This is a genomic window from Stenotrophomonas maltophilia, assembly GCF_013464915.1.
Classification (GTDB): domain Bacteria; phylum Pseudomonadota; class Gammaproteobacteria; order Xanthomonadales; family Xanthomonadaceae; genus Stenotrophomonas; species Stenotrophomonas maltophilia_AT.
In genome coordinates, this window is sequence record NZ_RAVT01000006.1 from 121,375 (window position 1) to 133,458 (window position 12,084).

The following is a 12,084-nucleotide window of genomic DNA, read 5'->3' on the forward strand; positions in this document are numbered from 1 at the left end:
GAACCCCATGTCCCACATCCTCATCGAGCTCTACACCGCCACCCCTGCCTGGACAGTGCTCCCGCCTGACCAGCGCACCGCCTTCTTCGCCCGCATCGGCGCCGGCATGCAGCAGTTCGATCCTGCCCGCATCACGCCGGTGGCGATGGGCCGCGTTGCCGCGGGTGCAGTGCAGGGCGGCAGCGAGCAGTTCTACGCTGTCTGGAGGTGCGCGAGCCGGGAAGACGCCGACGCCCTGGTGGAAGGCATCGCCGCCACCGGTTGGCATCAATACTTCGCCACCACCAATGCCGTCGGCGCGGACGATGGGATGGTGCAGCACCTGGCCGATCTGGCTGCCCTGCAGCAGCGCCCCTGGACGCGCATGGCACATGCGCCTGTCACCCGGACGCGGTAAACAGTGCATTGCCCCTGTCCATCCGCACGGAAGTCGATCATGCAGAGCACGCTCCAGGTAACGCTGTACGGCCCGCTTGGCGACACCCCGGCGCTGCAGCTGCCGCAGGCGGAAGGGCCGTCGGTGGCGATCCCGGAACCGCTCCTGCGGCGGCTGGTGTCCGACCTCTACACCGCCCGTTCCCTGCTCAATCCCGAGCAGCTGGATGAGGCCCGGCAGGAACTGGGGCGCGTGCTGGAGCGCTGGGCCGACATCCATGAAGGCCTGCTGCTGGACGTGGAAGTGCATGGCCGATGAGCGACTTCGCGTGCCTGGTGCCGCATGCATCGCCCAGGCGCGCGACTCGCTGAACCGCGCCCCCAGTTGCGGATGAAACATTTTGCACTGCGCAAAAGCTGTGCTATCAATAGATCCCATGAACGCAGCCCCCACCAGCTTTTACTGGTATTACTTTCCGAAGCCACTGGCGGAGGAAGGACTGCGCTCACCCTGAAGAAAGCTTCAGACGCATTCCCGAAAGCCGCCAGCGAACCTGGCGGCTTTTTTCATGCCGCCACGCTGGGGACCCCCAACGTTCCGGAGACCTCCCCCCAATGCCCCCGCACACCGACGACCTGCGTATCCGCACCATCGAACCGCTGACACCGCCTGCCCAGCTGCTGGCGATGCTGCCCTGTGACGATGAAGCCTCCGACACCGTCAGCGCCTCGCGCGCGGCCCTGCACCAGATCCTGCATGGCCGTGACGACCGCCTGGCGGTGGTGGTCGGCCCGTGCTCGATCCACGACCCGCACGCCGCCATCGAGTACGCCCAGCGCCTGAAGCCGCTGCGTGATGCACTGGCCGGCGAGCTGGAAATCGTCATGCGCGTGTACTTCGAGAAGCCGCGCACCACGGTGGGCTGGAAGGGCCTGATCAACGACCCGGACCTGGACGGCAGCTTCAGGATCGACAAGGGCCTGCGCATCGCCCGCGGCCTGCTGCGCGACATCAACAAGCTGGGCCTGCCTGCCGGCGTCGAGTTCCTCGACGTGATCTCGCCGCAGTACATTGCCGATCTGGTGGCCTGGGGCGCAATTGGTGCGCGCACCACCGAAAGCCAGGTGCACCGCGAACTGGCCTCGGGGCTGTCGTGCCCGGTCGGCTTCAAGAACGGCACCGATGGCAACGTGAAGATCGCCGCCGATGCGGTGGGTGCGGCCTCCAATCCGCATCACTTCCTGTCGGTCACCAAGCAGGGCGGCACCGCCATCGTGTCGACCACCGGCAACCCGGATTGTCATGTGATCCTGCGCGGCGGCAAGCAGCCGAACTACGATGCAGGCAGCGTCGCCGAGGCCTGCCAGGCGCTGGCCAAGGCCAAGCTGCCGACCCGCCTGATGATCGACGCCAGCCATGCCAACAGCCTGAAGAACCCGGACAACCAGCCGAAGGTGATCGAGGACATCGCCATTCAGTTGGAAGACGGTGAACAGCGCATCGTCGGTGTGATGATCGAGAGCCATCTGGTCGGTGGCCGCCAGGAACTGGTGGAAGGCCAGCCGCTGGTCTACGGCCAGAGCATCACCGATGGCTGCATCGACTGGGACACCACCGTGACGGTGCTGGAGCGACTGGCCGCGGCCGTGCGCGCCCGTCGTGAAGTGAAGGTGTCCGAAGCAGCCTGATGGAAGCCGCCTGAGTGCGGCACGTGTGTGGATGGCGGCCAGCACCTGCGGGGGTGCGGCCGCGATCGGGGTCGGTCGGAGTTGGAGGCCGATCCGTCCGCACCGGCGATGCGCCTGGCGCTGCGTATGTGCGACAGCGCCAGGTACATCGCCGGGGTGGTGATGCGGCTCTCCGGTAGATCCACGCCATGCGTGGATGGCGCTGCCCCGTTCACCGTCTCGTGCGCAACCTCGCCAACGCCAGATACATCGCCGGGGTGGTGTACAGCGTCAGCCACTGGCTGACCAGCAGCCCGCCCACAATCGCGATGCCCAGCGGCTGCCGCAGCTCCCAGCCCTCGCCGTTGGCCAGCATCAGCGGCAACGTGCCCAGCAGCGCCGCCAGCGAGGTCATCAGGATCGGCCGCAGGCGCAACCGCGCCGCGTCCATCACCGCGTCCGGTGCAGTCAGCCCGCGCCGCTCCCCGGCCAGCGCGAAGTCCACCAGCAGGATGGTGTTCTTCATCACCACCCCCACCAGCAGGAACAGGCCGAGCAGGGCGATCAGGTTCAGTTCGTTGCCGAACAGCCACAGCGCCAGCAGCGCGCCGACGCCGGCCGACGGCAGGGTGGACAGAATCACCAGCGGCTGCAGGAAGCTCTCGTACAGGATGCCCAGCACCAGATACACCGCCAGCGTGGCGCCCAGCACCAGCCACAGCTGGCGCGAACGAAGCTGATCCAGCCCACCGGCTTCACCGGACAGTTTTCCCTGGACCGAACGTGGCAGCATCAATTTCCCCATCGCGCCATCGATCGCCTGCGTGGCGTGTTCCAGGCCCACCCCCGGTGCCAGCGCGAACTCTATCCAGATCGAGGCGAACTGCTCGCTGTGGTACACCCGGTCCGGTGCCATGCCATAGCGCCAGCTGGCAATGCTCGACAGCGGAATACGCTGGCCATCGCCATCGATCACCTGCAGCCGCGCCAACGTGCCCGGGTCCTGCGTGTGCTTCGGGTCCAGCTCCATCACCACGCGGTACTGGTTGAGGCTGTCGTACAGCGTGGCAACCTGGCGTTGGCTGAAGGAGTTGTTGAGCATGTTGGCGACAGTGCGCAGGTCCACGCCATGCCGCGCGGCCGCCTCGCGATCGATGTCCAGCACCACCTGGCGCATGCCTGCTTCGCCCTGTGCTTCCACGTCCACCAGCTCGGGCAGGCCACGCAGTGCGGCGGCGACCTTCGGTGCCCATTCGCGAAGGGGCGCGGTATCGGCCGAGAGCAGCTGGAATTCGTACTTGCCGCTGCTGCCGGCGCCCTCCAGGCGGATGTCCTGGTCCACCCACAGATAGAGATTGCCGCCGGGCAGCTTGGGCAGCCGCGCGCGCAGGCGGTCGATCACCTGCTGGCTGGAGACCTTGCGCTCGGCCAGTGGCTTCATCTTGATCATGATGAAGGCGTTGTTCACGCCGTTGCTGCCACCGATGTAGCCGATGATGTCCTCGATGGCGGGATCGGACAGCAGCAGTTTCCGGTACGCGTCGATCTTCGGTTGCATGGCCTGGAACGACAGACCGTCATCACCGCGGGCGAAACCACGCAGCTGTGCAGTGTCCTGCTTGGGCACGATGCCCTTGGGTACCTGCTGGAACAGCCACGCGTTGAGCGCGATGACCGCAACGAAGGCCAGCAACGGCCAGCGCAACCGGCGCAGGCTGGCCTGCAGGGTGCGCAGGTAAGCGCCGCGCACACGTTCGAACAGCGCATTGCTGCCGCGCTGCCAGCGTGACGGCTGCTGCCCGGCATCGACAAACAATCGCGCGCACAGCATCGGTACCAGGCTCAGCGCGACCAGCACGGAGACCGTCATCGCCGCTACCAGAGTCAGCGAGAATTCGCGGAACAGGCGTTCGACGAAGTCATCCAGGAACAGGATGGAGACGAACACCACGGCCAGTGCAACGTTCATCGACAGCAGCGTGGCACCCACTTCCGACGCACCCCGTACCGCAGCCTGCCAGCGGTCCGCCCCGAGTTCGCGATGGCGGGCGATGTTCTCCAGCACCACGATCGCATCGTCCACCACCAGCACGGCGGCCACGATCAGTGCCATCAGCGAGAGCGTGTTGAGCGAGAATCCCATCAGCGCGATCAGCGCCAGCGTACCGAACAGCACCACCGGTATCGCCACGCTGGGCACCAGCGCCGCACGCCAGTGGCCGAGGAAGCCCAGCACCACCAGCACCACCAGCACGATGGCCAGGATCAGCGTCATCTCCGCTTCGTGCAGCGTGGCGCGGATCACCGGCGAGCGGTCCATCACCAGGCGCATGTCAACGCGGGAGGGCAGCAGTGCATGCAACTGCGGCAGCTGCGCCTGGATGGCATCGACGGTGGCGATGATGTTGGCATTGGGCTGGCGGCTGACGATCAGCAGCACGGCGGGGCGGTCGTTGTGGAAGCCGCTGGCGTAGCGGTCCTCCACCCCATCGGCAACGGCGGCGACATCGCCCAGTCGCAGCGTGCGGTCGTCGCTGACCTTCAGCGCCAGCTCGCGGTACTGGGTGGCCTGGCGCAGCTGCAGCGGTGCTTCCAGCTGCCATTGCTGGCGTTCATCGCCCACCGCACCCAGCGGGCGCACTGCGTTGGCACGAGCGATGGCCCCCGCCACGTCCTCCAGTGCCAATCCAGCATGGTTCAGTGCGTTTGGATCCAATGACACACGCACCGCCGGCAGTGCGCTGCCACCGACCTGTACTTCACCAACGCCCGGTACCTGCGACAGTTTCTGCGCCAGCACGGTGGAGGCCAGGTCGTACAGCTGCCCGGGCGACAAGGTGTCCGAGGTCAGTGCCAATGCCAGGACAGGTGCCTGCGAAGGGTTCACCTTGCGGTACTGCGGCATGCCCGGCATGCCACTGGGCAGCTGGCCGCGGGCGAGGTTGATCGCGGCCTGTACTTCACGTGCGGCCTCATCGATATCGCGGCCGAGCACGAACTTCAGTTCGATCTGGGTCTGGCCCTGGGTGCTGGCCGAATCGATGCGCGAGATGCCGGGCAGGCTGCCGAGCGCACGTTCGAGCGGCGTGGCCACGGTGGCCGCCATCGATTCGGGCGAGGCACCGGGCAGGCTGGCACTGACTTCGATGGCCGGGTAATCCACCTGTGGCAGCGGTGCCACGGGCAGCAGCCGCAGCGCCAGCAGGCCTGCCAGCACCAGCGCAACCGCCAACAGGATCGTGGCCACAGGCCGCTGCACGCAGGCCTGCGCCAGGCGCTCCACAGGGGTCACGCGCTGGCCTCTTCAGCGACGGTGGTTGCTGCCGCGCGGCCGCGCTGCAAGCGGTCGAAGGCGAGGTAGATCACCGGCGTGGTGAACAGGGTCAGTACCTGGCTGACCAGCAACCCGCCCACCATCACCCAGCCCAACGGTTGCCGCAGTTCGGCACCGGAACCACTGGCCAGCATCAGCGGCACGGCACCGAACAGCGCGGCCAGCGTGGTCATCAGGATCGGCCGGAAGCGCAGCAGCGCGGCCTGGTGGATCGCCTCGCGCGGGGTCATGCCGCGCGTACGCTGCGCGTCCAGTGCGAAGTCGATCATCATGATCGCGTTCTTCTTCACCAGGCCGATCAGCAGCACGATGCCGATCACCGCGATCAGGTCCAGGCTGCGCCCGCTCACCCACAATGCCGCCAGCGCGCCCACCGTGGCCGAGGGCAGGGTGGACAGGATGGTGACCGGATGGATGAAGCTCTCGTAGAGCACGCCCAGCACGATGTACATCACCACCACCGCGGCCAGGACCAGCCACAGCGTGGAGGACAACGAACGGCTGAACGCTGCTGCGGCACCCTGCAGGCGCAGTTCGATGCTTTCGGGCAGGCTGACCTGCGTGCGTGCGGTCTGCACGGCATCGATCGCCTCGCCCAGCGACGTGCCCGGTGCGAGATTGAACGACAGAGTGGCGGCCGGGAACTGGCCGACATGGTTGCGCAGCAGGGCGGCCGGGCCCAGTTCCACCTGTGCCACTGCGCCCAGCGGCACGGTCTGTCCGCCGCTGCTGCGCACGCGCAGGCCACTGATGGCTTCCGGTCCCGGTTGCCGCGATGGGTCGGCCTCCAGCACCACGCGGTACTGGCTGGCCTGGGTGAAGATGGTGGAGATCTGACGCTGCCCGTAGGCGTCGTACAGCGCGTCGGCCACCGCTTCAACGCTGACGCCCAGGCGTGCGGCGGCATCGCGGTCGATGTTCACCCGTGCCTGCCGGCCCTGCATCTGCAGGTCGCTGGCCACATCGCGCAGTGCCGGCTGCTGGCGCAGCGCCTGCAGCAGCTTCGGGGTCCAGCGCTCCAGTGTTTCAAGATCCGGCGTGGTCAGGGTGAACTGGTACTGGGTGCGGCTGATGCGGTCTTCGATGCCCAGCTCCTGCACCGGCTGCAGGTACAGGCTGATGCCGGGGATCTTCGACACGCGCTGTTGCAGGCGCGCCATCACCACGGCGGCGCCATCGCGGTCGCCGTGCGGTTTCAGCTCGATCAGCAGGCGGCCGGTGTTGAGCGTGGCGTTGTTGCCGTCCACGCCGATGTACGAGGACACGCTGGCCACCGCCGGGTCGGCTTCGATGGCTGCCGCCAACGCCTGCTGTCGCTCGCGCATGGCCTGGAACGAGATGGCCTGCGGGGCTTCGCTGATGCCCTGCACCAGGCCGGCATCCTGCACAGGGAAGAAGCCCTTGGGCACGGCGAAGTACAGCGCCACGGTCAGTGCGAGGGTGGCAATGGTGGCCAGCAGCATCAGCGGCTGGCGCTGCAGCACCCAGCGCAGCTGTCGGTCGTAAAGGGCGATGATGCGGTCGAACACGTCGCGCTTCGGGGGCGGAGCCCCTTGGGGCTCTGACCCCTTCGCGTGCGGCTTCAGGAACCGCGCGCACAGCATCGGCGTCAGTGTCAGCGAGACCAGCAGCGAAATGCCGATGGCCACCGCCAGTGTCACCGCGAACTCATGGAACAGTGCACCCACCAGGTCGGCCATGAACAGCAGCGGGATCAGCACTGCGATCAGCGAGACGGTCAGCGACACCAGGGTGAAGCCGATCTCGGCTGCGCCTTTCAGCGCTGCATCGCGCGGGCTTTCACCTTCCTCCAGATGGCGGGCGATGTTCTCCAGCATCACGATGGCATCGTCCACCACGAAGCCGGTAGCGATGGTCAGCGCCATCAGCGTGAGGTTGTTGAGTGAATAGCCGGCCAGCAGCATCACCGCGAAGGTACCGATCAGCGACAGTGGTACTGCGACGCTGGGAATGAGCGTGGCCGGCAGGTTGCGCAGGAATACCCAGGTGACCAGCACCACCAGGCCGATGGCCAGCACCAGTTCCTTCTGCACGCCGCGCACCGACGCGCGGATCGATTCGGTGCGGTCGCTCAGCACGTTCATCTGCACGCCGGCCGGCAGCGTGGCCTGCAGCTGCGGCAGCAACGCGCGCACCTGTTCGACCACGGCGATGACGTTGGCGCCGGGCTGGCGCTGGATGTTCACCAGCACCGCCGGCGTGGTGCCGCTCCATGCGGCCAGCTGGCGGTTCTCGGCACCATCGGTGATGGTGGCGACATCGCCCAGCCGCAGCGGCGCGCCATCGCGCCAGGCCAGTAGCAGTGCGCGGTATTCGGCCACGCTGCGCATCTGGTCGTTGGCATCGAGCATCACCGCGCGGATCGGACCGTCGAAGCTGCCCTTGGGCAGGTTGACGTTGGCCGCAGCAATCGCGGTGCGGATGTGGTCCATGCCCAGGCCGTTGGCGGCCAGTGCCGCCGGATTGACCTGGATGCGCACGGCAGGGCGCTGGCCACCGGCCAGGCTGACCAGGCCGACACCGGGCAGCTGCGCCAGGCGCTGCGCGATGCGCGTATCCACCAGGTCATGCACCTGTGGCAGCGACAGGCCCTGCGAGGTCACCGCCAGGGTCAGGATCGGCGTATCGGCCGGATTGACCTTGCGGTACACCGGCGGCACCGGCAGGTCGCCGGGCAGGAAGCTGCCGGCGGCGTTGATCGCGGCCTGCACGTCCTGTTCGGCCACGCCCAGCGACACCTCCAGGCCGAACTGCAGGGTGATCACTGACGCGCCGCCGGAACTGGTGGACGACAACTGCTTCAGGCCGGGAATCTGCCCGAGCTGACGCTCCAGCGGCGCAGTGATCGTGCGCGTGGTCAGTTCCGGGCTGGCACCGGGGTACAGCGTGGTGATCTGGATGATCGGGTAGTCGACCTGTGGCAGCGCGGCCACCGGCAGCAGGCGATAGGCAAGCACGCCGGACAGCAGCAGCGCCACCATCAGCAGCGTGGTGGCGACAGGTCTGAGGATGAACGGACGCGAGAGGTTCATGTGCCGGCCCTGGTCGCGGCCTCCCCGCTGATGATCTCCACCGCCGTGCCGTCTTCCAGTCCGTCGATGCCTTCGATCACCACCTGGTCACCTGCGGCCAAGCCCGAACGCACGGCCACGCGGCCGTCATCGGCAGGGCCGAGCACTACCACGCGCCGCTGCGCCTTGTTGTCCTTGCCGACGACATGCACGTAGTTGCCCTGGGTGCCGAACTGTACGGCAGCATCGGGAATCAGCAGCGCGGGCTGCTCGCCCAGCTGCAGGCGTACGTTGACGAACTGGTTGGGGAACAGCGCCAGGTCGTGGTTGTCGAAGTGCGCACGCAGCTTCAGCGTGCCGGTGGTGGTATCGATGCGGTTGTCGAGGCTGGACAACGAGCCGCGGGCCAGCTGCCGGCGTTCTTCGCGGTCCCAGGTTTCCACCGCCAGCGCCGGTTGCGCCTGCACGGCGTCGAGCAGCGCAGGCAGCTTGGGTTCGGGCACGGTGAACAGCACGCTGATCGGCGCGGTCTGCGCCAGCGTCACCAGGCCTTCGGCATCGCTGGCGCGTACCAGGTTGCCCACGTCCAACCGCCGCAGCCCGACGCGGCCACTGACCGGCGCGGTGATGCGGGTGTACTGCAGCTGCAGGCGTGCTTCATCAACAGACGCCTGGTCGCTGAGCCGGCGGCCCTGCAGCTGGCGCACCTTGCTCTGCTGGTCGCTCAGTTCCTGCCCGGACACGTAGTTCTGCTTCTGCAGTTCGCGGTAGCGCTGCAGCTGGCGTTCGGCGTTTTCCAGCTCGGCCAGGTTCTGCTGCTGGGTGCCCTGGGCCTGCGCCAGCTTCACTTCATACGGGCGTGGGTCGATCTGCGCCAGCAGGTCACCGGCGTTCACCTGCTGCCCTTCCTGGAAGTGCAGGCGCAGCAGTTCGCCATCCACGCGGCTGCGCACCACCACGCTGTGCAGCGGGGTGACCGTACCGACCGCCTTCAGGCGCAGCACCAGCGGCTCGGCACTGGCGCGCGCCACGCGTACCGGCACCGTCTTGCCCGGCGCATCGTCGCGGCTGCCGGCGTCGTTCCGGGGCCACAGCCACCACGCCAGAAGGGCGACGAGGGCAAGGGCCAGCACCGCCCACAACAAGCGGGCACGGCGGAAGCGGGAATTTTCGGCGACAGACATGGGGCATCCTGCGCCCTGCGCACGCAGGGACATGCGGGCCCGTCGGCGCGTTCACGGCACCACGGGCAGCGGGGAGGGAGTGTCTGGCGGGGCCGCGGGCGCGGCGTGGCTGGATGCCGTCGCGCGTGCGACGGGGCGCCAATGGTAGCGGTTTACGCGAACCGTCGCCGCGTGACCTTGGTCATGCAACGCAATCGGTCGTGCCGGCCGCTGGCCGGCAACCTGCTGGAATCTGCGGGCGTATGCAGTGTTGCCGGCCGGCTGCCGGCACGACCGTCAAACCATCAATGCACTTCGTCGTGATAGACGAACTTCGGCATTTCCCAGCGGTAGTGGATCGCCAGCAGGCGCAGGGCGAAGCCGCCGCCGAGGCAGCACAGGATCGCGGTGGCGTCGGCCACGCCCCAGTGCAGCAGCAACAGGTAGGCCGCGCCGGTCAGCAGCGCGATGATCGCGTACAGCTCCTTCTGGAAGATCAGCGGCACTTCGTTGCAGAGGATGTCGCGCAGCACGCCGCCGAACGCACCGGTCAGCATGCCGGCGATCAGCACGATGGGGGTGGCATGGCCGGCCTCGCGTGCGATCGAGCATCCGATCAGGGTGAAGGCGATCAGGCCCAGCCCGTCCAGCACCAGGAAGGTGCGGCGGAAGTGGTGCATCCAACGCGCCACCCAGGTAGCGATCAGCGCCGCGCACACGGTGAAGCCCAGGTACTCCGGATGCTTCACCCAGCCCAGCGGGTAGTGGCCGAGCAGGATGTCGCGCAGCGAACCACCACCGAGGGCGGTGACGCAGGCGATCATGACCACGCCGAACAGGTCCATGCGGCGGCGGCCGGCGGACAGCGCGCCGGTCATGGCTTCAGCGGAAATGGCGATCAGGTAGATGATGGACAGCAGCATGGGGCAGGCTCCGGGCGCGGTGGGGCCGGCCATGCGCGACTACCGCCACTGCCTGCGCAATGACGGGATGACGATGACCGGTGCCGCTCCCGCTGTCCTTTTGCCTGAGAGTTCAGCGGCATGGGCCGCGTGCCCCTTCGGCGGATCGTCCCGGGCATGCCCGGTGACCTCTCTCCAGCTCGGCGAGTCGAATGCATGGTTGGTGGGATTCCAGCCCACCGGCCTGAGCGATCATGGGAGCCTGCGCCTTCGGCGGGCGCCAGCGCGGCGCCTCTCTCCTGCATTCGGGCGCCAGTATATCCGCTGCAGTGCAGCACGGCATAATCCGGCCATGGCCCCGTCCCCCCGCCCGTGGTTCCTGTACCTGCTCGAATGCCGTGATGGCAGCTACTACGCGGGTATCAGCACCGACGTGAACGCGCGCTTCGCCGCCCACCAGGCGGGCAAGGGCGCGCGCTACACCCGCGCCCGGCCGCCACTGCGCGTGCTGGCCGTGCGCGAATACCCGGACCGTGCCGCCGCTTCGCGCGCCGAATGGCAGCTCAAGCAGCAGCCGCGCGAGCACAAGCTGGCCTGGCTGCAGGCACCGGTCCTGTAGATCCACGCCATGCGTGGAGGGTGTGCATGGGCCATGCCATCATCGCCACACCCATCGACACATGGATCGGTCCGATGAAGAACCGCGGGATACTGCTGTTGACTGCCTGCGTGGCCCTTCTGGCCTGCACCCAGGCACCGTCGCCAACGCCACTGCAGCATGGGCAGATCGGCAGCGCCGCTGAGCTGGCCGCGCATGGCCCGAGCACGCCCGAACCGATCCACCTGCGTCGTGACCGGGTTCCTCCCGACCTGGTCGATCTGATCCCGTTCGCGGAAAAGTGGGGGATCGGCGATGACGTGCTTCGCAACGAAATGCAGGAGCGCGCCACTGAAGTGGAAAAGCAGGAGATGGCGGATGCGCTGATGGGGCACCATGCGCGCATCACCGTCTGGTTGGACAGTTTCCCGCAGGGGCAGCCCATGTCTGAAGAAGCCGCTGCGTTCATGTACATGCAGCTGGGCGCCGACGAAATGGGCCTGATGCCGTAGATCCACGCCATGCGTGGATGCGGCTTGCACATGCCATGATCGCCCTGCCCTCAGTGCTGGAGACCCGGATGTCCACGATCGCCCTGTTGTTCGCCCTTTCCGCAGCCACAAGCGCCGCCGCCGACCCGGCCACCACCGCGGCCATCGAAGCCACCTGCCACGATTACGTCGACGGCCAGCTGGAGGCCGACCCGCAGCGCGTCGCCCGGTCCCTGCACCCGGACCTGGCCAAGCGCGCGGTCCTCGGTGATACACCCGATGAACGACTTGGCCTGCGCCGGATGTCCAAGGAAGAGCTGGTCTCACTGACCAGGCAGGGCGCGCTGAAGACCCCGAAGGAGCAATGGGACCGCCGCTGCACGGTGCTGGACGTGACCGGCAATGCCGCCTCGGTGCGACTGGAAACCCCGTGGTTCGTCGACTACTTCCACATGGGCCGTTTCGACCAGCGCTGGGTCATCGTCAACGCATTGTGGTACCCGAAGCCGAAGGTGCAGTGA

At 67.5% G+C, this 12,084-nt stretch carries 10 protein-coding genes and 2 riboswitches; of the genes, 6 read left to right on the forward strand and 4 right to left on the reverse strand.

The genetic code is table 11. From position 1 onward, the window contains the following. Positions 1-7 precede the first annotated feature (7 nt). The 3 genes from D7T59_RS02865 (at position 8) to D7T59_RS02875 (ending at position 2,064) form a co-directional block, all read left to right on the forward strand. Positions 8-397 carry a DUF6616 family protein gene (locus D7T59_RS02865; protein ID WP_164136790.1) on the forward strand — a complete coding sequence of 130 codons (390 nt, stop codon included), beginning with the start codon at positions 8-10 and terminating at the stop codon, positions 395-397. A 39-nt stretch (positions 398-436) separates the two neighbouring features. Continuing rightward, on the forward strand, positions 437-694 hold the full coding sequence (locus D7T59_RS02870) for a hypothetical protein (protein ID WP_164136789.1): 258 nt from the start codon (positions 437-439) through the stop codon (positions 692-694). A 296-nt stretch (positions 695-990) separates the two neighbouring features. Next, entirely contained in the window at positions 991-2,064 is a 1,074-nt protein-coding gene (locus tag D7T59_RS02875; protein ID WP_180851004.1) for a 3-deoxy-7-phosphoheptulonate synthase, read from the forward strand. Between the two features lie 211 nt (positions 2,065-2,275). Here D7T59_RS02875 and D7T59_RS02880 read toward each other — a convergent pair whose 3' ends face one another. From D7T59_RS02880 to D7T59_RS02895, 4 genes are all read right to left on the reverse strand, one after another. After that, positions 2,276-5,335 carry an efflux RND transporter permease subunit gene (locus D7T59_RS02880; RefSeq protein ID WP_343203068.1) on the reverse strand — a complete coding sequence of 1,020 codons (3,060 nt, stop codon included), beginning with the start codon at positions 5,333-5,335 and terminating at the stop codon, positions 2,276-2,278. Beyond that, positions 5,332-8,430: a multidrug efflux RND transporter permease subunit gene (locus D7T59_RS02885; RefSeq protein ID WP_180851005.1), complete on the reverse strand. Its 3,099-nt coding sequence runs from the start codon at positions 8,428-8,430 to the stop codon at positions 5,332-5,334. Before D7T59_RS02885 ends, D7T59_RS02880 begins: the two co-directional genes overlap by 4 nt. Continuing rightward, a complete protein-coding gene (locus D7T59_RS02890) occupies positions 8,427-9,593 on the reverse strand; it encodes an MdtA/MuxA family multidrug efflux RND transporter periplasmic adaptor subunit (protein WP_180851006.1) in 1,167 nt (388 codons plus the stop codon). Before D7T59_RS02890 ends, D7T59_RS02885 begins: the two co-directional genes overlap by 4 nt. Positions 9,594-9,877: 284 nt before the next feature. Next, positions 9,878-10,495 carry a trimeric intracellular cation channel family protein gene (locus D7T59_RS02895; protein WP_099554504.1) on the reverse strand — a complete coding sequence of 206 codons (618 nt, stop codon included), beginning with the start codon at positions 10,493-10,495 and terminating at the stop codon, positions 9,878-9,880. Positions 10,496-10,577: 82 nt separating this feature from the next. Then, a riboswitch (glycine riboswitch) is annotated at positions 10,578-10,683 on the reverse strand. Between the two features lie 13 nt (positions 10,684-10,696). After that, positions 10,697-10,786, reverse strand: a riboswitch (glycine riboswitch). A gap of 40 nt (positions 10,787-10,826) precedes the next feature. On the opposite strand from D7T59_RS02895, the gene D7T59_RS02900 reads away from it, so the two are divergent. From D7T59_RS02900 to D7T59_RS02910, 3 genes are all read left to right on the forward strand, one after another. Next, on the forward strand, positions 10,827-11,093 hold the full coding sequence (locus D7T59_RS02900; RefSeq protein WP_164136785.1) for a GIY-YIG nuclease family protein: 267 nt from the start codon (positions 10,827-10,829) through the stop codon (positions 11,091-11,093). Between the two features lie 26 nt (positions 11,094-11,119). Then, positions 11,120-11,584: a hypothetical protein gene (locus D7T59_RS02905; RefSeq protein ID WP_258012910.1), complete on the forward strand. Its 465-nt coding sequence runs from the start codon at positions 11,120-11,122 to the stop codon at positions 11,582-11,584. Positions 11,585-11,652: 68 nt separating this feature from the next. After that, positions 11,653-12,084 carry a nuclear transport factor 2 family protein gene (locus D7T59_RS02910; protein ID WP_180851007.1) on the forward strand — a complete coding sequence of 144 codons (432 nt, stop codon included), beginning with the start codon at positions 11,653-11,655 and terminating at the stop codon, positions 12,082-12,084.